This window comes from Rothia sp. HMSC061D12 (genome assembly GCF_001836735.1).
In the GTDB taxonomy this organism is placed as follows: Bacteria; Actinomycetota; Actinomycetes; order Actinomycetales; family Micrococcaceae; genus Rothia.
This window is the reverse complement of the sequence record NZ_KV830305.1, coordinates 59,471-81,226: the sequence shown is the minus strand read 5'-3', so window position 1 is coordinate 81,226 and position 21,756 is coordinate 59,471. Positions and strand designations below refer to the sequence as shown.

Below are 21,756 nucleotides of genomic sequence, written 5' to 3'. Positions count from 1 at the left end.
TTCAGTATAGGCGGGTTCGTCCTGCAGGTGGTAGGTTTCGCCCTGAGACCCGGCATGCGACTCGGCGACGCTGTACTGTGCCGAGCCGGGCAGTGCTGAGAGCCTGTTGGCGCTATCGGTCTTCTGTGCTGTAGCAGCCTGCCCTGCGGAGGCGGTTACCTCCCTGCGGGTGTCAGCCTGCACAGCCTGCGGGGATTCTTCCGGCGTCGCCTCAGCGTCCTGGTATCGTTCCAGGCCGAGGAAACCCGCCAGACGGCTTTGCTTCGCCATGATTCTCTCGCTGTTCTTTGCTTGTGGTGTACAGGGTCTGCCGTGGTGCTTCATCAGAAGGTGTGTGTGCGTGACGGTACGTCATGCACCGGCATGTATATATTACCAGCGCCCGCCCCGCGCGGGCGGTCAGGGCGCCGATGATTATGCCACCGAACAGCAGGCCCGGAACTATAACCTTTGAAGGGCCGCGGTTGAATAGGGCTTAGAGCGCCGGGCGCTTACCCATAATGTCGCTACCCACACGCACGCAGGTTGAACCCCAACGCACCGCCGCCTCCAAATCCCCGCTCATACCGGCGGAAATCTCGGTCGCGTGCGGCACCTGCTCACGCACCAGCGACGCCAGCCCGTAGAGCTTCTCAAACGCCTCATCCGGGTTCATGCCCAGCGGCGCCACCGCCATCACGCCACCACAGCGCAGATGCTCGTGATTCTCGATGCGCTCCACCAGCTCCAGCAGCTCGGATGCGCTCGTACCGCCGCGCGCGCCCTCGGCAGCGTGGCCAGCGGTCGCGACCTCCGCCAGGGACACCTGCACCAGGCAGGTCAGCGCACCCTGCTCCGCCGCAGCGGGTGCGGGCGCCTCCCCCGCCTCAAAGCGGGAGAGCTGGTTCGCGTACGCCTTCGCCAGAGCGTCCGCCAGGGAGGGGCGATCCACCGAATGCACGCTGGAGGCGTACTTGACCACGGACTTCGCCTTATTCGTCTGCAACTGGCCGATAAACGCCCAGTGCGGGGGCTGCACCTCACGCTGGGCGCAGTAGGCGGCAAGCTCACGAGCCTTCGCGCTCGCCTCCTGGTCACGGTTCTCACCGAAGAGGGTCACTCCCCCATCCAGCAGCGCCGCCGCGTCGGAGGCGGGGAAGAACTTCGTGACCGTCACCAGCTGCACCGGGGCGCTCACCTCGGTACGCACGGCGCTATGGTCCTGTTCTGCGGCGCGGATACGCTCAAGCACGCGGCGGTAGTTCTGCAACAGCTGCTCGGCACGTTCGGGAGTGTACTGCAGGCTCTCTTCTACGTTCATTTCAGACATCTTCTCTCCTTCAGCGGCTCTCTATCTTTAGCGGCTCTGTCTTTAGCGGCTCTGTCTTTAGCAGCTCTAGGCGGCGGGCTCCGCCGTCTTCTCAAGCCACACCAGACCCGCAATACGGCCCGGCTTCTCACCGCGGTTCGTGAACCCGCGATGCGAATACACCTCGGGCTCCTCAAAGGTGCACTGCGCACAGTCCATGCTCACCTGCACTCCCGCCTCCTCCAGCACGGCGCGGGCGCCGGCGGGCAAATCCAGTCCGGGGGTCTGCTGGGCGGTCACCGAATGCACCTGCGGAATCAGCTCGGTAGACTCGGTGCGCATCACCTCAGGCACCTCGTAGCAGCTACCGCAAATACTCGGACCCAGCCAGGCGGTAATTTTCTCCGCGCCAAGCTGACGCATCCGTTGCACGGTCTGCTGGAGTACGCCGTCGAGCAGGCCGCGGCGACCCGCGTGAGCAACCGCCAAGATTGGTTGCCAGTTCGCGACCCGCTCACCCACCAGCACCACGGGGATGCAATCGGCCACCATAATCGCCAGGGGCACGCCCTCACTGCTAATCGCCGCATCGGCGACCGGGGAGTTCTCCAGCACCGCGCGGGCACGCTCAACCGTACGCTCCTGCGGGGCACCGGGCGCGTAGGATTCCACCGCATAGTCTTCCGGGTAGGCAATCTGCACGCCGTGCACCTGGTTCAGGTAGAAGAACGGCTCGGTACCCAGCGCCTCCTCCAGGGCGGCACGGTGGTTGAGGGTGCGCACCAGGGAGGCATCCATACCGCCACCGAGCTCATCGTCCACGTGCAGACCCAGGTTGCCCGCCGCGCGGGAGGTGAAACCCACCCGCACACGCCAGGGGCCCAGGGTTCGGGTATCGGCAGAGGCAAGTAGCGAAGTGTTGGGGGTATCGCTCATCTTCTATTCCTTCATCAGATGTCAGCGGGTATAACGGCGGGTATAACAAAGGGGAGCCGAGAACAGCACAATGTGCGTGTTTCTCAGCTCCCCTATAGCTTCATAAGACTCTCAGCCGTGCAACGCTAGGCGTTCACAGCCGGGCAGACTACTTCAGGAAGTCAGGGACGTCCAGGGTGTCGCGGCGAGCCGGAGCTTCCTCCACAACCGGGGGAAGGTCAACGTCGAAGCCAGCAGCGCCGGTGGAAGCCGGAGCAGCAGCGGGTGCGTTGTAGCCGTAGCCGTTAGCAGCCGGAGCGGTGGAACCGCCGAAGGATGCCTGGGTGCGCTGAGCCTGAGTAGCCGCAGCAGTGGAAGCGTTGGAGTTGGTCTCCGGGTTTACTGCGTCGAAGCCAGCAGCAATCACGGTCACGCGAGCCTCATCGCCCAGTGCGTCGTCAATAACAGCACCGAAGATGATGTTTGCGTCGGGGTGAGCCACTTCCTGAACCAGGCGTGCAGCCTCGTTGATCTCGAACAGACCCAGGTCGGAGCCACCCTGAATGGACAGCAGAACGCCGTGTGCACCGTCGATGGATGCTTCCAGCAGCGGCGATGCGATAGCCAGCTCAGCTGCCTTCACTGCGCGGTCCTCACCGGATGCCGAGCCGATACCCATCAGAGCCGAACCTGCACCCTGCATGACAGACTTAACGTCAGCGAAGTCAAGGTTGATCAGGCCGGGGGTGGTGATCAGGTCGGTAATGCCCTGCACACCGGAGAGCAGAACCTGGTCAGCGGACTTGAATGCGTCCAGCATGGAGACGTTACGATCCGAAATCGACAGCAGTCGGTCGTTCGGAATAACGATCAGGGTATCAACCTCATCGCGCAGAGCAGCGATACCGGTCTCAGCCTGGTTGGAGCGGCGACGACCCTCGAAGGTGAAGGGGCGGGTCACCACACCAATGGTCAGAGCGCCGAGGGAGCGGGCAATACGTGCCACGACGGGTGCGCCACCGGTACCGGTGCCACCGCCCTCACCTGCGGTCACAAAGACCATGTCTGCGCCCTTGAGGACTTCCTCAATTTCCTGCGCGTGATCCTCGGCTGCCTGACGGCCAACCTCGGGGTTTGCGCCCGCGCCAAGACCGCGGGTCAGCTCACGACCAACGTCCAGCTTAACGTCTGCATCGGACATGAGCAGAGCCTGAGCGTCAGTGTTGATAGCAATGAACTCAACGCCGCGCAGACCAACCTCAATCATGCGGTTGACTGCGTTGACGCCACCGCCGCCGATACCAACGACCTTGATGACTGCCAAGTAGTTCTGGGGAGTTCCAGCGTCCATGTATTCCTCGATTGTTCCGTGTTCCAGCTTCGGAAGACCCGCAGCTTAATCTAAGCCTGAAGGTTTCCTCTAAAGAATGACTTTATCTGCTAGGATACCAAACTGTTTTTGCTGGTTCCTAGTCACACAGCGCAATTACCCCCTCTTTTTGCGGATTTCACACAAAAAGGGAGGATAAAGCGCTTGAATGGTTCCCCTAGCGGGTCACCGGTACGCGCGGGGCAGACACGTCGTAGACGGTCACCTTCTGCGTCTGTGCCTCAGAGGAGCTCTCCTCCTGAGCACGCTTGGCAATAGCCTGGCGCAGGGAGAGAAGAACCTTAGCCTTCAACTCGCTCTCTTCAGCGGTTCCCCACTGCACCGTAGTATTATCCCTCAAGGTTAGAGTGATACTTGAGGTTGAGGTAGCGCTGGCTTCCTTAACCTGAGCTAGAAGTTCAGAGGGCATCGCCGAAAGCGCCGTAGAAATGGTGTGGAATTCAGCCGAAGTCTGCGGGTCATCGCCGCTGAAACGCACCAGCGGCACCGAGGTATCGGGCTGAGTTGCCGACTCCAGCAGGCTCACACCATCACTATCAACAGTATGGTACGTATCGCCCTGCTTCACAACCGCAACCGCGGTACGCTCCTTCAGGGTCACCACCAGCTCATGCGGCGGGCGGCTCTCCACCTGCACGCTACGAATCACATTATCCTGCCCGATCAGCTCACGCACCTTCTTCTCGTCGATGCGAGTGAGCGGAACACCGCGCAGAGGCTCAAGCTTCTGCTCCACCTGAGTGGTTTCCAGCAGGGACGCGCCGCGCACCGTAATCTTCTGAGTCGCCAACAGGGGCGAGAAGAAGACCAGCACCACATACAGCACCGCGATAATAGCCAGTGCCGAGGCGGTGTACAGCAGCTTACGGGCACGATTCAGAGGCGCACGCTCCTTACGGGGGCGCTCCTCAGCACGCAGACCGTCCAGGCCCGGATCCTGACGCAGACGCTCACGCTGAGCCTGACGGCTCGCACGCTCGCGTTCCTTCTCAATCTCCGCGGCACGCTGCTGCTCACGCTCGGCACGCCAACGACCAAAACGGCTCGTGGGGCGAGGCTCTTCAGCAGCCTTCTCCCCCGCCTTATCAGTGCTCTTGTCGGCGCTTTCCTCAGCCTTCTGGGCGGCAGGCTCTTCGCGAGAGCCGGCAGCATCTGACTGGGCAGATGCCTTACCGGAGGCGGACGCAGACTTCTTGCTGGCGCCCTTATCGCTATCCTTGCCGGTGCTCTTCTCAGGCTGAGCAGAGGCACTCTGAGCAGACGTTGCCTTAGACGAAGAATCCTCAAACGCCTCAACATCAAACAGCTCAGGGGCATGCTCAACCTCAGACACGGTGCGACCGGTCATCAGAGCCGAACGCACCGAATCCTTCAGAGACTGCGCCGAAGAATGTACCGCCGCAGCGCTCTTCTGAGCCGAAGAATCAGCACCGTTCTGGGCGTGCGACTTATGCACCACCGGCTTACGCGGCGCATGGCGAACAGGGCTCGAAGACTGAGTAGCGGCTGCCTGGGCCGAGCCCTCGGAAGCGGTCGCCTTGGCGGGCTTCACCGCCTCCGCAGACTTCGTAGCCTCCGCAGCCTTGGTCGTCTTTGCCACCTGAGACTGGGCAGACTCAGCCTGCGCGGATTCGGCATGCTTAGCCTCAACCTGCGCATTCTCAGCTACCTGCTGGGCGCGCAAACGAGCACGCGAACGCGGAGCCTTCGGCGCGCGCGAGGAGGAATGCCCCTCCGAAGAGAGACCAGAACTCATCGGCACAGCCTAAGCCTCCGACTTCTTCGACTCGCCACCGTGACGAACCTGCAGGGACTCCAGCAGACGAGCACCCAAAGCGGTCACGTCACCGGCGCCAACGGTCATCACAATATCGCCGCTCTGAGCGCACGCCACGATATCCTCAATAGCGCCCTCAGCGGTGGCGTAACGAACCTCAGAGAAACCAGCACCGGTAATCAGCTCACTGGTCACGCCCTCAATCGGCAGCTCACGAGCCGGGTAAATATCCAGCACATGAGCGCGGTCAGCCATCGACAGAGCCTGCGCGAACTCCTTCGCGAACTCGCGAGTACGCGAGAACAGATGAGGCTGGAAAATCACGTACAGGTTGTGGCCATCAGCCACGGTACGACCGGTCTCCAAGGCACGGAACACCTCGGTCGGGTGGTGCGCATAGTCATCAAAGACCTTCACGCCGGCAACCTCACCGCGCAGAGTGAAGCGGCGGTCAGCACCCACGAACTCAGCCAGCGCGCGAGCAATATCGGCAGCCTCGTAACCAGAAATCAGTGCCGATGCAAAAGCCGCCGAAGCGTTCAGCTGGTTGTGGATACCGGGCACCTTCAGAGCAAGATCCTGCTCACCCTCATAACGCACACCACGGCATTCAAAAGACCAGGACAGGTGCGACGACGAGGAAGAACCAGCGCTGGTAATCTCGCTAATGCGCAGGTCAGCGTCCTCAGACTCACCGTAGGTCACCACGGGCACACCCGCCGCACGAGAACGAGCCGCAAGAGTAGCCGCGCCCGCATCATCAGCGCAGGTCACCACAACACCGTTAGGCGCCAGCGAACCCACAAAACGGTTGAACGCCTCAAAGACACGCTCATCGGTCTCATAGAAATCCAGGTGGTCCGGTTCAACGTTCGTCACCACAGCAATCGCCGGGCGGTAACGCACAAACGAACCGTCCGACTCATCAGCCTCAGCCACAAAAATCGACTCCGGGCCCTGAGCACCCAGGTGAGCGTTCGTGCCGCGACCAGCAATCACAGTGCCCACCGCAAACGACGGGTCAGCACCCAGCTGATCAAACATCACAGAAATCATGGAGCTAGTCGTGCTCTTACCGTGAGTACCGGCAACAGCAACCACCTGAGACTCACCCATCACAGCGGCAAGCGCCTCAGAACGGTGCAGCACACGCAGACCCTGCGCACGAGCGGCAACAAGCTCCGGGTTATCCTCACGAATCGCAGTAGAAATCACCACGGTATCAACGTCCACAATGTTCTCAGCCTGCTGAGGAACACCCACACGAGCACCCGCAGCACGCAAAGACTCAACAGTAGCCGACTCGGCACGGTCAGAACCGCTCACCGTCACACCAGCCTGCAGCATCAGAGCGGCAATAGCGCTCATACCCGCGCCACCAATACCGATGAAGTGCACACGGCCCAACTCGCTCATCTTCGCACGCTCAGGGAACGGCGGGTTCAGCGGTGCCGGCAACACCATCTCAAGATTCATCAATTCAGTCATTACTTCTCAGCTGCCTTCAATACTGCTTCAGCCATAACGCGCGCCGCGTCACGGATACCAAGTTCATACGCCGCAGCGCCCATGCGCTCCAGCTCCTCCGGGTTCGCCATAAGAGCCGGAATCTCACGGGCAAACCACTCACCGGTGACTTCTGCATCCTTCACCAGCAGAGCCGCAGACGCCTCCACCAGAGAACGAGCATTCAGAGCCTGCTCACCATTACCAATGGGAAGCGGCACAAAAATCGCGGGAACACCCACCGCAGCAACCTCACTCACGGTCGCCGCACCCGAACGCACCAGTAGAAGATCAGCGGCAGCATACACATCCTGCATGCCGTTGCTAAACTCAATCTGACGGTAATTCGGGGCGCTCAACAGCTCACCGTTCTCATCCAGAACAGCCTTACCCTTACCGGTAATGTGCAGAATCTGGAAATCCCACTCCTCAAAGTGGTCACGGCACGCCGCCACCGCATTATTCAGGCTCAATGCACCCAGCGAACCGCCGGTCACAATCACGGTCGGCTTCTGCGGGTCCAAGCCCAGGTTACGGCGAGCCTTCGAACGGTGCGCCTCACGGTTCAGGTAGGCAATCTCGTCCTTCATCGGCATGCCCACCAGGGTTGCGCGCGGGAACGGAGTATTAGGGAACGCCACACCGGTGAACTTCGCGAACGTACCACCCAGGCGGTTCGCCAAACCGGGCTTCGCGTTCGCCTCATGAATCACCACGGGAATCTTAGCGCTCAACGCCGACAGATACGCCGGCGGGCACACGTAGCCGCCCACACCAACAACCACATCCGCATCTGCTTCCTTGAGGATGCGGCGGGTCTTCGACAGACCACCAAAGAACTTAGCGGGGAAAGCCAAAGCGTCACGGTTAATGCTACGAGGGAACGCCGCGCGAGGAATAAACTCAATATCGAAACCAGCTGCCGGAACCAGCTCGGCTTCCATCTTGTCCGCAGTGCCCAGCATCAGAATCTTAGCGTTCGGCTCAAGATCACGAACCGCACGCGCAATCGCGAGCATCGGATTAATATGACCGGCGGTGCCACCACCGGCGAAGACTATAGAGGGCGCCTTCTTCGTCATAGGTCTTTCTCCCAACACATCGGTACAGCATCATTTTACGCTATCGCACCTGTTCAATAGAGCGCCCCCGCCATTGAGCTATGACTCAACGGCGAGGGCGTTATCTCTTATTCAGCGCATATTCATCACCGGCGGAAGCGCAACCCACAGCCCCGCTCCCCCGAACGCCGGCTCTCACGATGCCAGCTACACGGGGTGGGTTCCGCTGGGTTTAGCCCTGCTTACGGGTGCCGCGCTGAGCCGAGTTCCGAGCCGCGCCCTGAGCCGGACGCTGCTGAGCGCCGTTCTTCTGGGCGGTCTTTGTCTGAGCGCCCTTTACCTGAGTACTCTGTCGCGGCGCTGCCTGACGCTGAGTACCCTGTCGCTGGGCGCGACGCTGACGGTCCTCCGGATGCAGCGGCTGCAGACCCGCGGGCAACGAACCCGACGGACGGTGCTGCGCGGTACGAGGCTGTGCAGAACGAGACTGTGCAGATTGAGACTGTGCGGCGCGCTTCTGGGTAGCAGGCTGCTGAGCATTACGCGGCTGCGCGGCGCGCTGCTGTACAGCTTGCTTCGGTGCAGCGGAATTCTGACCTGCGGGCTTCGAAGCAGGCTTCTTCGCGGGAGCACCAGCCGAAGACACAGGCTTCTGAGACTGCCCCTTCGGAGCGCTCTTCTGCTGAGATGCCTTCTTCGGTGCGGCCTTCTGCTCCGCCTTCACGCGGGCAGCTTCTTCACGAGCCAGACGCGCCTCCTCGCGAGCACGACGAGCCTCTTCACGAGCCTGAGCCGCCTCACGGCGAGCCTGTTCCTCCTCACGACGAACCTGCTCCCGAGCCTGGCGTTCCTGCTCCTTCTGCTGTTCACGAGCCATACGAGCCAGCTCGCGTTGCTGATCCGGGGCAAAACCCAACCAGCGGCGCAAAGTACTCTCCGGACCAAACATCAGCGCGAACGGGTTTTGCTCCTTCAACAGGTGACCACCGGCAGCCTCACGAGCAGCCTCCTCCTGATTCAGAACAATCTGCAACGGCGTACGACGCTGCCAATCAGCATTCGCACGACGAACCTCACGCACACTCTGGGTCTCAATATTTGACGGTTCCGTCGCACCACGCAACGGAGTCTGCCGTGCAAACGCCAACAACAAACCCGCCGCAAACAACGACGACAACAGCGACGAACCACCGTACGAAACAAACGGCAGAGGCACACCAATCACCGGCAAAAGACGGGACACCATGCCCATATTGATAATCGCCTGAGAGGTCAACCAAATCATGATGCCGCCCGTCGCCAGACGCACCAGCGGATCAGTAGTGCGCAGCATAATACGCACCGCGCAATACACTAGGCCCACATACAGCAGCAGAACCGCCAGCGTACCCAGCAGACCCAGCTCCTCACCAATAATGGCGAAAATATAGTCGTTATGCGCCTCAGCCAGGTAGTTGTACTTCTGACGCGACTGACCCAGGCCAACGCCCAAGAAACCACCGGTCGCCAACGCCACCTCACCAGAATTCGCCTGGTCACAGTTAGCGTTCGTACACGAACCCCAAATACCGAAAATACGAGCCACACGGTTCGCGCTACTGAGCACACCCACCAGCGCCAGCACCGCAAACGCGCCGCCAATCTTCAGCAACGAGCTACGAGAAGCACCCGCCAGCCACATCATGCCCACAAAAATGAAGCCATACACCATAGCGGTACCCATGTCACCACCGAGCATAATCAGCAGGACCAGGGCGCCCACACCATAAATCGAGGGGAACAGCGTACGCCAAATACTGCGAGAAATATCGCCGTGGCGGCTGTACACCCACGCCAGCCACATAATAATCGCCAGCTTCGAAAACTCCGACGGCTGAATCTGTCCGACTCCGGGGAGCTTCAACCAGTTACGGTTACCGTTCACCTCAACGCCAACGACCACCACAGCAAGCTGCATGACCAGCGCGGTGGCCAGCATCGCGTACACCACAAACTTCTTGTGATACACACCCACCGGGATACGTGTAATACCCACCATCGCGAGAACGCCCACGACCAAGAACATGATCTGAGACGAAACCTGCGAGAACGGCGACTGACCCTGCGAAATCATCGTGACGCTCGAAGCCGACAGCACCATAATGCAGCCAAAAATAGCCAAACCAAGGGTCGTCACCAGCAGCATCACCGGCACATCCCACAGGTCAGCCTTCAAACCACGACGGTACAGCCTACCGGCACGAGCACGGAACGGCGCAGAGAAATCCTCCAAACCGGCTCGCAAAGACGCCCAACGACCGCCCGCGGTCGAACGCGCCGAAGAAGCCGAACGCTCCGAAGATGCGCTGGTACTCACATGCCCTCCTATAGGCCTCAACTGCCACGGATCCGTCGTGGCGAATACACGAAAAAGGTTCAGGGGTGGGACACCGTTACCATCCCACCCCCGAGAAGAACCCGCAGAAAGCACCCCGGTCACCCGAGGCGCCCCCTGCAGGCAACGTCCTAAGAGTCAGCCAGCTGGGCGGCAACAGCGTTCGCAAACGCATCACCGCGCACCGCATAATTCTTGAACTGGTCCATCGACGCAGACGCGGGAGCCATCAGCACGGTATCACCCGGATGCGCCAGCTCAGCAGCCTTCGCAACGGCCGCGTTCATCACGGCGATGCCGTCCGAAGAATCAGCCACTGCGGCGGTCATATTGTAGGTCGGCACCTCCGGGGCGTGGTTAGCCAACGCCGACTTCAACGCCGCAGTATCAGTACCGATAATCAGCACAGCCTTCAGACGCTTAGCGTGAGCAGCAATCAGCTCATCGTACTCAACGCCCTTCGACAGGCCACCAGCAATCCACACCAGCGAGGGGTAACCACTCATCGACGCATTCGCGGCGTGAGGATTCGTAGCCTTCGAATCGTTCACCCACATGATGTCGTTCGCGTAACCCACCAGCTGGTTGCGGTGCGCACCGGTCTTGAAGGAACGCAGGCCAGCGCCCACAGCCTTCGGGTCAATATCAGCCGCACGGCACAGAGCCGCAGCCGCCAGAGCGTTCTCCACGGTGTGCTTCGCGGGCATCTTACCGGGTGCCGGAGCCAGATCCTCCAGAACCGCCAGCTCGTACGCCTCGTTGTAGCGGTTCTTCAAGAAGGCGCGGTCCACCAGAATGTCCTCAGCCAGGCCGAGCATCGACACGGCGGGCATCTCAGTGGAGCTGAAACCAATCGCGCGAGCGCCCTCAATGACGTCCGCGTTCTCAACCATGCGTAGGGTGTCCACGTGGTCGGTGTTGAAGATGCAGGCGACCTGAGTGTGCTCGTACACGCGCGCCTTATCAGCCTTGTAACGCTCGAACGAACCGTGCCAGTCCACGTGGTCCTCAGCGATGTTCAGAACCACCGAAGCGTACGGGGACAGCGAGTAGGTCCAGTGCAGCTGGAAGCTCGACAGCTCCACCGCGAAGAACTCGTAGGGCTCATCGTCGGCAATGGCGTACACGATGGGCATGCCCACGTTACCCACCTGAATAGCCTTCTTACCGGCAGCCTTCAGGATCGAGTCGACCATACCCACGGTGGTGGTCTTACCGTTCGTACCGGTCAGACACAGCCACTTGGGGGTCGGGCGGTCGCTGCGCTCGTTCAAGCGCCACGCCAGCTCCACATCGCCCCAAATCTGGATGCGACGCTCATACGCGTCCAGCATGACCGGGTGGTCGGGACGCACACCCGGAGAGGTCACCACAAGCTCGGGTTCCTGACCGTCTACCAGGGGCAGTGCACGCATGTGCTCGGGACCGAACAGGCCCTCAACATTACCGTAGGCGTTCTTGTAAATCTCGATGCGCTCACGCTTCTCCGGGGTATCTGCCCCGTCGATGACAACAATCTTCGCACCCAGCTGAGCGAGCACATCGGTCACAGCGTCTCCGCTGGTACCCATGCCCACCACGACCACGCGCAGGTTAGCCCAGGGGGCGCCCCAGTGAGTCAGCTCCGCGAGGCGCTCGTTCTCATACACCGGGTTCACCGCAATAGCGGCAGCGTTCGCTTCAATGCGAGCTGTATCCGGCTGTTCATTAGTTGACATTAGTGAATCACTCCAGAAGTCTGCGAGAACCAGTCACCGAAGAACAGCGCCAGGGCGACGAGCACGCAGAGGGCGTTAACAACCCAGAGGCGGAACACAGAGTTTACTTCGCCGCTGCTGACGGTACCGGGGGCAATGCCTCGCTTATCAATTGAGTACTTGCCGTTGACGCCGACCTTCTCCATGTGATGGTGGAAGGGAGTCATACGGAAGTAACGGTGCGCATGCAGGGGCTTCTCCCCCGCTGCCACCGAACGCTTACGGCTGGTCTTGAACACGAACTTCTGCACAATCACAGAGAACACTTCCAGCACGGGAATCAGAGCGATGACCAGCAGAAGCAGCTCGGTGCGGGTGAACAGCGCGAAAGCAACCATTGCGCCACCGAGCGCCAGGGAACCGGAGTCGCCCATGAAGATCTGTGCCTTCGACACGTTCCACCAGAGGAAGCCAGCCAGCGAACCCACCAGGGATGCGGCAATCAGCGCCAGCGAACCGGGGTCGCGCACATCGTAGCAGGCGGTGCCAGCGCCAGCGGAGCAGGCGTGTACGTACTGCCAGATGCTGATGGTCAGGTAGCCGGAGAAGATGGTCATCATGATGCCGCCAGCCAGGCCATCCAGACCATCGGTGAAGTTCACTGCGTTCGTACCGGACAGGGAGATGAGGGTAATCCAACCAACCAGCAGGATGGAGCCGAAGACCGCGCCCGCCGCGAACAGGTCAATGGGCAGGTCACGTACGAAAGAGATGGCGGTCGACGCCGGACGAGCACCCGACTCATTCGGGAACTGGAACGCCAGGTACGCAAAGGGCAGGGTCACGCCCAGAAGACCAATGGTCTTCTGCTTCTCGGTCAGGCCCTCGTTGCCCTTATTACGGAACTTCATGATGTCGTCCGCCGCGCCCACACCGAGCATGCCCAGGGTGAAGGCGATGGTCAGCCACGCGGTAGCGGTCGGTACCGGCGCGGTTCCGAAGAGCAGTGCGCTCACCGCCAGGGTCAAGAAGTAGGCGAGAATCGCCGCGGGGATGAAAATCAGACCCGCCATGGTGGGGGTGCCCGCCTTATGCTGGTGGGCTGCCGGGCCTTCCTCACGGATGAGCTGGCCAAGCTTCAGAGACTTCATCTTCTTGATGAACACCGGCAGCGCGGTGAGGGAGATGAGGAATCCGAAGATTCCAGCAATCAGCACGGTAATCATAAAGCGCTACCCTTCGTTCGTGGTCTGTTCGGTCGAAGTACGGTCGCCATTAGCGGTACCGTCCAGGTGAGCGGCAAGGTGGTCGCTCAAATCGGTGGTTTCAACAAAGTCACCGGCAGAAAGCCAGGTCGGTGCCTGCTCTTCCTCAGCGCCGAAGGTGTACTCGGCGAAAGCAACCTGGTCACCCAGAATGCCCAGCTTCGCGCCGTTCGAGGACTTGAAAAGCACAATGTCGCCGGGGCGAACCTCGGCACGCAGAATCTGCTCTGCCTCTTCCGGGGTCTTCACCCAGGTCGCCTCATTACCCCAGGAGCCTTCCAGATGAGCAGCATTGTAGATGGGCTTCGTCTCGTCGCCCACAGCAATCAGCTTGGAAATGTTCATGCGCACCACGAGGCGACCGATGCGGTCGTGCTCCTCCACGGAGGCGTCACCGAGCTCCAGCATGGCACCCAGAACAGCCCAGGTGCGGTGCGGCTGACCGGTTGCAGGGTCAACGGTGCGGCCCAGCTGCGCCAGGGTGCGCAGTGCCGCAGCCATCGACTCGGGGTTCGCGTTGTAGGCGTCGTTAATGACGGTCACGCCGTCAGCGCGGTCGGTGCGCGCCATACGCCACTTCGAAGCCGCCGCCGCCTTGTTGAGCGCGCGAGCAATCTTCTCACCCGAAATACCGCTGTTGTAGGCGACAGTCGCCGCAGCCAGCAGGTTGTGCACGTGGTGCTCACCGATCAGCTGCGAGGAAATCTCGTACTCGCTACCGTCGGGCAGGCGCAGGGTGAACTCGGGGCAACCGGCATCGGTGGTGCGCAGATTCAGTGCCGCCACGTAACGCTCGTAGGGCTGACCGTTCGCGTCGGTCTTCTCGCCCACGCCGAAGTAAGTAATGGGGGCAACCGAACGCGACGCCATGCGTAGCACGCGCTCATCGTCAGCGTTCAGAGCCAGGGAGCCGGTCGGCTGAACGCCCTCAGCCAGCTCGCCCTTGGTGCGCTCAATATTGTCCACGCCGCCGAACTCGCCAGCGTGCGCGGTACCAACCTTCAGGATTGCGCCGTGATCAGGGTGCGCAATATTCGCCAGGTACTCGATGTTGCCCACACGGTCGGCACCCATCTCAATGACCAGGTAGCGGGTGGACTCATCCGCACGGAAAACGGTCAGGGGCACGCCCACCTCACTGTTGTAGGAGCCGACCGGTGCAACGGTCGGGCCCTCCGGGGTGAAAATGGCGGCAAGAAGGTCCTTGGTGGTGGTCTTACCGGCAGAACCGGTAATACCGATAACGGTCAGCTCACCCTGAGCGCGCATCTGCTCAATGGAATAGCGCGCCAAATCGCCCATCGCCAGCACCACATCGGGCACCTGAATGCTCGGGTAGGGCACGCCCTGCTCGTCGAGTACTTCACGCTCGACCAGCGCCAGGGTCGCGCCCCGCTCAAACGCCATGGGGATGAACCTGTGACCGTCAGTGACCGCACCGGGCTTCGCCACGAACAGGGTGCCGGTCTGCACCTCGCGGGAGTCGGTGGTGGCGAAGTCTGCGAACACCTGCTCCTCACGGCCCTCCAGGCCGATAGCGGTGCCGCCGGTTGCCTCAATAATCTGGGCGGCGCTGAGCTTAATCATTCTTCACCATACCTTCAGCGGTCTTAGAGTCACTTTCATCGAGCATGCGCTGGTAGTCAGGCAGAATCTCGAAACCGTGCGCACGCAGGGCACGGGCGGTTTCAACGCGGTCGTCCAGGGCGATATCCACGCCGTCAACATCCTGTTCGGTTTCGTGGCCGCGGCCAGCAATCAGGATGGCGTCATGCTCGCCCGCCAGGGCAATTGCCGCATCAATAGCGGCGGCACGCGGAGAAATATTCAGGATCTGGGTGGCTCGGCGGTTCTCAGCCTTCTGCGCGCCCTCCTCAACGGCGGCACGAATCGGCTCGGGCGCCTCACCGTGCGGATCGTCATCAGTCACAATGACGATATCTGCGTACTGTGCCGCAATCGCACCCATAATCGGGCGCTTGAGCTGGTCACGCTCGCCGGTCGCACCGAAAACAATCATGACCTTGCCGTCGCCGGGGCGATCCATCGCCTCCAGGGCACGGGTCAGGCCGTCAGGGTTGTGGGCAAAGTCCACAATCGCGTGCGGAGCCAAAGAAATCAGCTGCATACGACCCGGCACCACCGGGGTCAGAGCCGAACTGGACGCCAGCTCAGGCAGCAGACGCTCACGCTCAGCGGAGTCAGTGTCCAGGTACGCCATGAGAGCCGCCAGCGCAGCATTCGAAACGTTAAAGTCAGCGGGCAGACCGGTGTAGCATTCAACGCTCTCACCGGCGCCATTAGCCACGTGGAATCGGTGGCCCAGACCCTCACGCTGAACCTTCACCACAGCCCAGTCGCGGGCACCAAACTCTGCGGGCACCTCAGCCAGACCGGCACCGCGAGCAGTCACCAGACGGTGAACCTGCTGCGCACCCATCTGCTCGCAAGCAGCGGAGAACATCTTCTCGCCCCACTCGTCATCAGCAGTAATCACCGCAAGCTCAGCACGCTCAGGAGTGAACAGCTGAGCCTTCGACTCAAAGTAATGCTCCATGGTGCCGTGCAGGTCCAGGTGGTCTTGGGTCAGGTTCGTGAAGCCAGCAACCGCGTACTTCACGCCGTCCACACGGTGGTAATCAATCGCATGCGAAGACACCTCCATCGCCGCGCAACGCACCTGATGCTGACCCATAATCGTCAGCAGAGAATGCACGTGAGGAGACTCCGGGGTGGTCATCTTCGAAGGAACCGACACACCATCAATCAGAATCTGAATAGTGCCAATCAGACCGGTCTTCACACCCAGGCCGGTGCGGAACACCGACTCCAGCATGTAGGTGGAGGTGGTCTTACCGTTCGTACCGGTCACCGCGTAACGGTGGGTGGCGGGGAACGAAGCCGAACCATAAATCAGCGCAGCCAACGGACCGACATACTCGCGCAGGTTCTCAGCCACCAGGACAGGCACCGGCGCCTCACCCAGCAGCTGCGCACCGGCAGCATCCGTCAAAATAGCGGAAGCACCAAGCTTCAACGCAGCCTCAGCAAACTGCGCACCGTGCACCTTCGCACCGGGCAGAGCCACGTACAGGTCCTGCGGGCGAACGCCTCGGGAGTCCATGCTGATACCGGTGACCTCAACAGAATCACCGGATTCAGAACCCTGAACGCCGCTAGCCGGCTGGGAACTCACCTGAGCACCCAAGCCCTGCAGATGTTCGCGAAGGTGCGCCAAACTCACCGGGCGCACAGAATTCGGGCGCAGAGTCTGAGCGTCGCCGCCCAGCAGGTTCTGGCCGGGTGCGTGAGATGCGGTATCCATCGTCCTTCTTTCCTCTCCGCTGTCCGAAGCGGTGAGCTCTGTATGGTCAATGCGCTCAAGGCACACAGGGTCATTCAATATTCTACGGTCTTTAGGCTTCGACAGGTGTTCAGTACCGGCGCTTCTTCATCACGAATCAGCTACCGGGCGCCTCTCCCCCGCTCACCTTTAGCTCGTCTTATTGGGGCTATCCTCAGCAAAAAGCGGAATCAACTCCGGTTCACCGGTAGAACGCGGCACATTATAGGTGTGCAGAGTCTTCTCCATAATCTTGGAGAACTCAGCCGTCGTACCGTTCGTACCCACGCTACCCTCAGGACGCTGCATGGTCACCGCCACCAAGAACTGCGGGTTCTCAATCGGCGCCACACCAACAAAGGACGTCGTGTTGCCGTCATAGCCGCCCTTCTCACTCGGGGTTTCCGCAGTACCGGTCTTACCGCCCACGCGGTAGCCGGTCACCTTCGCCGGACGGGCGTGGCCCTGCTCCACCACATTCTCCATGAGAGTCAGGCAGGAGGCGGCAGTCTGCTCGCTCACCATGCGTTCGCCAGGCTCTACGGCACGCTTATGTTCGGTACCGTCGGCGTCAATGATCGCGTCCACAATGCGCGGCTTCAGACGAACGCCCTTATTGCCCAGCGCCTGGAAAATCATGGCGGTCTGCAGCGGAGTCTGCGCAACACCCTGACCGAACAGCACAGTGTACTGCTGACGGCCATCCCAATCACGCCAATCAGCGATTATACCCTGCTCCTCACCGGTCAGCTCAATGCCGGTAAACTCGCCGACGCCGTACTTCTTCAACCAGTTGTAGCGCTCTTCCTTGCTGAGCTTCTGACCGACCAGCACCGTACCGGTGTTCATCGAGTCATGAATAATGCCCGAGAAAGTACGCCGCTGCGCCCCGTGCTCAAACGCATCCTTGAAAGTCTGGCCGTCAATCGTGAGGGTCGCGGGCACATCATACACACTAGTCGGAGTCGTCAGGCCCTGCTCAATCAGCGCCGAAGCAGTTAGCATCTTCTCGGTCGAACCGGGCTCCACGCTCTGCGAAATAGCGCGCGGGGTCATGTCCGCCGCGTCCTCAATGGTTGCCGCGCCCGGGTCCATCGTGGAGGAATCAGCAAGAGCCAAAATGGAGCCGTCACGCACATCCATAACAATGGCGGTACACCATTCAGCTTTCAGCTCCTCGGCGCGGGCACGCACCACCTGCTGCGCAAAATACTGCACATCACGGTTAATGGTTAGGCGAATATTCTTACCGTCCACCGCCAGGCGCTGCTCTTCCTTCGCTACGGGGATACGCACGCCATCAGCGCTAATCTCGTAGGTGCGCTCACCGGGGGTACCGGCAAGCTCCTTCTCAAAGACACGCTCAATGCCCACGGAGTAGTTACGGGACACCGTACCGCCCGTACCGTTGCCGTCTGCCTCTTCAACAATGTTGTACTTACCGACCACGGAACCGCCCACACTACCGTTGGGGTACAGGCGCTGAGAGAACGCCTCACCGTAGATGAAGGGCGCACCCAGGGCATCAATCTTATTGAAAATTTCCGGGGTGATATTTGCTTTGATCACCGAGTACTTTGAGGTGCCGTCCAGCTTGGACTTGATGAACTCGTCGGTAATGCCCGGGTCAACGGTCTTGAGAATATCGACCATCTCGTACACCAGCTGGTTGGGGGTGACCTCAACCTTCTGGGTGCGATCCTCGTTGTAGCGTTTGAAGGTCGCCACGGCGCTCTGGTCAGCAGTCAGGTTATAACGCTGCACAGTACGCGCCATGACGTTGCCGTTGATATCGAGAATCTGACCGCGCACAGCAGGCAGCACCTGGGAGCGCAAACGCTTCTGACGGGACGCATTCGCCACTGCACCGGGGTCAAAGCCCTGGCGGATAAACAGGTTCGCACCGATAACGCCCAGAGCGCAGGTGGCTGCGGCGCCTGCGACGAAGCCACGGCGGGTCAGATCCGGCTGACCGGATGCCGATTCGTTCGCGTTCTTACGCGCGTCGGAGCTCATGCGGTGGTCCTTTCGCTGGTCTAGTCTATCGGTGATGCTACGCATCCTGTGGTCAATATTGTTTATCGTGCAACCTGGCTTGCCGCGGGGCTAGCTGCGGGCTGCTGAGCGGCGCTCGGTGCGGCGGAAGCAGCCGGGCTAGCAGGGGCGCTATTCGCCGGTGCGGGGTTGGCCTGCTGAGCTGAGTTAGTTTGCTGAGCAGGGCTCGCCGAGGCGCTTGCAGATGCCTTAGCCGCCGCGCTCGCCTGGCCGTGGCGCTGCTGAACGGACTTGTCCGCGTCCACAATGCTCTTGGCGTAGCTTTCGTTCGAGCCAGCTGCCGGAGGCGAAATCAGATTCTCCTGCTTGTTTCCCTCAGCACCGGTCGGGCTTGCCACCGGGGCGGGGGTGCCCTCAATCGTGGAGGACTGCAGGTTCAGGGTCGCCTGCGAAGAGCTCACAAACATGCCCAGGGTACTGGCGCGTATCGCCAAATCCTGCGGGGCTTCCTTGAAACCAATCTCCTGCTGCAGCGCCTGGTTCTCCTGCACGAGGCGCTGTTCCTGCGCGCGCAAATCCACCATGTCGTACTGTCGGGTCACAATCAGCACGTTAAGCAGCAGAATAAAAATCAGGGTCAGCGGAATTGCCGCAAAAACAGCGAGCATGGTGGGCGGGCTGAGCTTACGGGCTCGGCGGCGCACAGTGGACAGCGGGTTACGCTGCTTGGGCTTCGTTTCGCGTGCTTCTTCGGTGCGTGCTGCCGCACGGACGCTCGAGGGAACACGGCTCGCGTTCGTTGAGGTGCGCTTACCACCGTGAGATGCGGCGGTGCTGACGGGGCGGACCACCGGCTGGGAGGCGGTGACCGGCTCCAGACGCGCGGTGCGGGTGCGGCCGGAGTGGGCTCGGGTGGAGGTGCGGCTCGCCCCGGTAGAGCCGCCGGTAGAGCCAGTAGAGGATGCGCGGGTAGAGCCAACGGCGCCGGGGGTGCCGGCGGCAGGGCGCGAGGAACCGGCGCGTCGACTCCGCGGGGCGCCCTGGGTGCGGGTGGGGCGCTGGGATGCGTGCTGGGTGCTCACTCTTCTTCGCTTTCTGTCTTCTACTTGGCGGGGATGCGGATCTTCTCGGCGGCGCGCAGCTTGGCGCTGGCGGCGCGGGAGTTCTGTTCGATTTCCTCGTCGGTAGGCGGTTCGGCGCCGCGGGTAATGAATTTGACGGTGGGCTTGTGTTCTTCAAGCTCTACCGGGAAGCCCTTGGGTGCCTTGGAGGTTGCCTCCGCGGTCAGTGCTCTCTTGACGATTTTGTCTTCGAGGCTGTGGTAGCTCATGGCGACGAATCGACCACCGAGGTTGAGCGCCTCCAGGGCTGCCGGTACGGCGCGTTCGAGGGCTTCAAGCTCGTGGTTCACTTCGATGCGCAACGCCTGGAAGGTGCGCTTGGCGGGGTGGCCGCCGGTGCGCTGCGCGGCGACGGGCACAGCCTTCTGAATAATGCGTACGAGCTCACCGGTGGTTTCCAGGGGCGCGTTGGCGCGGGCGGTGCAGATGGCGCGGGCGATACGCGATGCGAACTTCTCTTCGCCCCAGTTGCGGATAATGCGGCGCAGCTGGTCTTCGCTGTATTCGTTGACAACAATACGGGCGGTGAGCTCATCTTCGGAGTTCATGCGCATGTCCAGGGGCGCGTCGTAGGAGTAGGCGAAGCCTCGGGTGCGTTCGTCCAGCTGCATGGAGGAGACGCCCAGGTCCATCAGGATGCCGTCGATGCCCTGCACGCCGGCGGTTTCCATGGCGCGGTCAATTTCGTCGTAGACGGCGTGGACGGGTACGAAGCGGTCACCGAAGCGTGCCAGGCGTTCGCCGGCAATGGCGTGCGCCTGCAGGTCGCGGTCAATACCGATGAGTACAAGGTTTTCGAAGCGTTCGAGCAGCGCCTCGGAGTGGCCACCCATACCGAGGGTGCCATCAATAACGTAGGCGGTGCCGCGCTCCTCAACGGCGCGTTCAATGCCGGGTGCCAGCAGGTTAATGCAGCGGTCCAGCATGACGGGCACGTGGCGTTCGCTGGCTTCACGCTGGGAGAGGTTCTCAATGGATGCGCCGGTGACCTTGGCGGCAGCGCCGGATGCGGTCGTACCGGTTTCGGGGGCGTGGTCTACGCTCATGGGTGCTCCTGTGAGAGTTTGTCCTGCGGGAAAGCTTACGGAAGAGTGGTGCGGTAGTGGTAGAGAGATGCCGGGCGGTAGCCATCGCACCGGCGGGGTGCCGACTAGAGTAGCGGGCTGAACGGGTCCTCGTCGAGGGCAGCGAATTCAGCTTCGGTGCGGGCGAGGTATTCCTCCCAGGCGGCTGCATCCCAGATTTCTGCGCGGGTACCGGATCCGATGACGACGAGGTTGTCGGTCAGTCCTGCGTATTGGCGCAGTATCGGCGGGATGGTGATGCGTCCCTGCTTGTCGGGCAGTTCGTCTGAGGCTCCTGAGAGGAAGACTCGCAGGAAGTCTCGGGCGGCTCGTCCGGGCAGGGGCGCGGTGCGCATCCGTTCGTGGATGCGTTCAAATTCTGCGGCGGGGAAAACGTACAGGCATCGTTCTTGACCGCGGGTCAGAACGAGGCCTGCTGAGAGTTCCTCACGGAATTTGGCGGGAAGGATGATGCGTCCTTTGGCGTCCATTCGTGGTGAGTAGGTACCTAAGAACATTCACTTCACCTCCCCGATGTGTGCCCCTGATGTGTGCCGTTGTGCTGAAGCCTGCGGGAGCGTGGTTGCTCCACACATCCTGTAGGTGCCGGTGGCGGGGTGTGCCGGGCCGACGCCTCCGCCGTCTGTTTGAGGGCACGGCGATAGGACTGACTTTCAGCTTTCCCCTCCACTTTACCCCACTTTCCACCACCTACCCCACCCGGCAGAGTATCTTTTAGTGTTTTTATGCTCTCTTCTGCATTTTTAACGCTGCCGCACAGCTTCTACACAGCTTCGGGCGTATTCCCGCTCAGTGTGCAACCCTCAGATTGCCTGCTTCGAGGGGGCTCAGGTCTGTTCACCGTTCGGGTCTGTTCACGGTTCGGGGCACAACACCCGGCACCGGGAACTGAGTGCAGAAAATGGGCACAAGAAAGCGGAGGTAAGAGAATTCTTACCT

At 61.2% G+C, this 21,756-nt stretch carries 15 protein-coding genes; all 15 read right to left on the bottom strand.

Features of this window, described 5'->3' with window-relative positions:
• Nucleotides 1-475: 475 nt before the first annotated feature.
• Complete coding sequence (locus HMPREF2682_RS00355; protein WP_070830469.1) at nt 476-1,309, bottom strand: YggS family pyridoxal phosphate-dependent enzyme; 834 nt, start codon at nt 1,307-1,309, stop codon at nt 476-478.
• Nucleotides 1,310-1,375: 66 nt separating this feature from the next.
• Nucleotides 1,376-2,224 (bottom strand): purine nucleoside phosphorylase YfiH/LACC1 family protein, encoded by an 849-nt coding sequence (locus HMPREF2682_RS00350; RefSeq protein ID WP_070830467.1) that lies wholly within the window; start codon nt 2,222-2,224, stop codon nt 1,376-1,378.
• Nucleotides 2,225-2,372: 148 nt separating this feature from the next.
• Nucleotides 2,373-3,554 carry a cell division protein FtsZ gene (gene ftsZ, locus HMPREF2682_RS00345; RefSeq protein WP_005506541.1) on the bottom strand — a complete coding sequence of 394 codons (1,182 nt, stop codon included), beginning with the start codon at nt 3,552-3,554 and terminating at the stop codon, nt 2,373-2,375.
• 196 nt (nt 3,555-3,750) lie between these two features.
• On the bottom strand, nt 3,751-5,349 hold the full coding sequence (locus HMPREF2682_RS00340; RefSeq protein WP_246827226.1) for a cell division protein FtsQ/DivIB: 1,599 nt from the start codon (nt 5,347-5,349) through the stop codon (nt 3,751-3,753).
• Nucleotides 5,350-5,358: 9 nt separating this feature from the next.
• Nucleotides 5,359-6,858, bottom strand: coding sequence for a UDP-N-acetylmuramate--L-alanine ligase (gene murC, locus HMPREF2682_RS00335; protein ID WP_070830464.1), 1,500 nt, complete (start codon nt 6,856-6,858; stop codon nt 5,359-5,361).
• Entirely contained in the window at nt 6,858-7,958 is a 1,101-nt protein-coding gene (murG, locus tag HMPREF2682_RS00330; RefSeq protein ID WP_070830462.1) for an undecaprenyldiphospho-muramoylpentapeptide beta-N-acetylglucosaminyltransferase, read from the bottom strand. The genes murC and murG overlap by 1 nt, the downstream gene beginning before the upstream one ends.
• Before the next feature lie 211 nt (nt 7,959-8,169).
• Nucleotides 8,170-10,293, bottom strand: a complete 2,124-nt coding sequence (locus HMPREF2682_RS00325) for an FtsW/RodA/SpoVE family cell cycle protein (RefSeq protein ID WP_070830460.1) — start codon at nt 10,291-10,293, stop codon at nt 8,170-8,172.
• A 149-nt stretch (nt 10,294-10,442) separates the two neighbouring features.
• A complete protein-coding gene (murD, locus tag HMPREF2682_RS00320) occupies nt 10,443-12,029 on the bottom strand; it encodes a UDP-N-acetylmuramoyl-L-alanine--D-glutamate ligase (protein ID WP_070830458.1) in 1,587 nt (528 codons plus the stop codon).
• Nucleotides 12,029-13,234: a phospho-N-acetylmuramoyl-pentapeptide-transferase gene (mraY, locus tag HMPREF2682_RS00315; RefSeq protein WP_005507747.1), complete on the bottom strand. Its 1,206-nt coding sequence runs from the start codon at nt 13,232-13,234 to the stop codon at nt 12,029-12,031. The genes murD and mraY overlap by 1 nt, the downstream gene beginning before the upstream one ends.
• Nucleotides 13,235-13,240: 6 nt before the next feature.
• The gene (murF, locus tag HMPREF2682_RS00310) at nt 13,241-14,860 is read right to left on the bottom strand and encodes a UDP-N-acetylmuramoyl-tripeptide--D-alanyl-D-alanine ligase (protein ID WP_070830456.1); all 1,620 of its coding nucleotides are present in this window, start codon (nt 14,858-14,860) and stop codon (nt 13,241-13,243) included.
• Nucleotides 14,853-16,598 (bottom strand): Mur ligase family protein, encoded by a 1,746-nt coding sequence (locus HMPREF2682_RS00305; RefSeq protein WP_070830454.1) that lies wholly within the window; start codon nt 16,596-16,598, stop codon nt 14,853-14,855. Before HMPREF2682_RS00305 ends, murF begins: the two co-directional genes overlap by 8 nt.
• Before the next feature lie 168 nt (nt 16,599-16,766).
• Nucleotides 16,767-18,632, bottom strand: coding sequence for a peptidoglycan D,D-transpeptidase FtsI family protein (locus tag HMPREF2682_RS00300; RefSeq protein ID WP_070830452.1), 1,866 nt, complete (start codon nt 18,630-18,632; stop codon nt 16,767-16,769).
• A gap of 62 nt (nt 18,633-18,694) precedes the next feature.
• Nucleotides 18,695-19,693, bottom strand: coding sequence for a cell division protein FtsL (locus HMPREF2682_RS00295; protein ID WP_049345237.1), 999 nt, complete (start codon nt 19,691-19,693; stop codon nt 18,695-18,697).
• Between the two features lie 20 nt (nt 19,694-19,713).
• Complete coding sequence (gene rsmH, locus HMPREF2682_RS00290) at nt 19,714-20,778, bottom strand: 16S rRNA (cytosine(1402)-N(4))-methyltransferase RsmH (protein WP_070592910.1); 1,065 nt, start codon at nt 20,776-20,778, stop codon at nt 19,714-19,716.
• A gap of 104 nt (nt 20,779-20,882) precedes the next feature.
• The gene (mraZ, locus tag HMPREF2682_RS00285) at nt 20,883-21,314 is read right to left on the bottom strand and encodes a division/cell wall cluster transcriptional repressor MraZ (protein ID WP_005506565.1); all 432 of its coding nucleotides are present in this window, start codon (nt 21,312-21,314) and stop codon (nt 20,883-20,885) included.
• Nucleotides 21,315-21,756: the final 442 nt, after the last annotated feature.

Bases quoted from the DNA above. Each gene is read 5' to 3' on its own strand.
- HMPREF2682_RS00355 (WP_070830469.1), bottom strand. From the start codon at position 1,309: ATGTCTGAAATGAACGTAGAAGAGAGCCTGCAGTACACTCCCGAACGT.
- HMPREF2682_RS00350 (WP_070830467.1), bottom strand. From the start codon at position 2,224: ATGAGCGATACCCCCAACACTTCGCTACTTGCCTCTGCCGATACCCGA.
- ftsZ (WP_005506541.1), bottom strand. From the start codon at position 3,554: ATGGACGCTGGAACTCCCCAGAACTACTTGGCAGTCATCAAGGTCGTT.
- HMPREF2682_RS00340 (WP_246827226.1), bottom strand. From the start codon at position 5,349: ATGAGTTCTGGTCTCTCTTCGGAGGGGCATTCCTCCTCGCGCGCGCCG.
- murC (WP_070830464.1), bottom strand. From the start codon at position 6,858: ATGACTGAATTGATGAATCTTGAGATGGTGTTGCCGGCACCGCTGAAC.
- murG (WP_070830462.1), bottom strand. From the start codon at position 7,958: ATGACGAAGAAGGCGCCCTCTATAGTCTTCGCCGGTGGTGGCACCGCC.
- murD (WP_070830458.1), bottom strand. From the start codon at position 12,029: ATGTCAACTAATGAACAGCCGGATACAGCTCGCATTGAAGCGAACGCT.
- mraY (WP_005507747.1), bottom strand. From the start codon at position 13,234: ATGATTACCGTGCTGATTGCTGGAATCTTCGGATTCCTCATCTCCCTC.
- murF (WP_070830456.1), bottom strand. From the start codon at position 14,860: ATGATTAAGCTCAGCGCCGCCCAGATTATTGAGGCAACCGGCGGCACC.
- HMPREF2682_RS00305 (WP_070830454.1), bottom strand. From the start codon at position 16,598: ATGGATACCGCATCTCACGCACCCGGCCAGAACCTGCTGGGCGGCGAC.
- HMPREF2682_RS00300 (WP_070830452.1), bottom strand. From the start codon at position 18,632: ATGAGCTCCGACGCGCGTAAGAACGCGAACGAATCGGCATCCGGTCAG.
- rsmH (WP_070592910.1), bottom strand. From the start codon at position 20,778: ATGAGCGTAGACCACGCCCCCGAAACCGGTACGACCGCATCCGGCGCT.
- mraZ (WP_005506565.1), bottom strand. From the start codon at position 21,314: ATGTTCTTAGGTACCTACTCACCACGAATGGACGCCAAAGGACGCATC.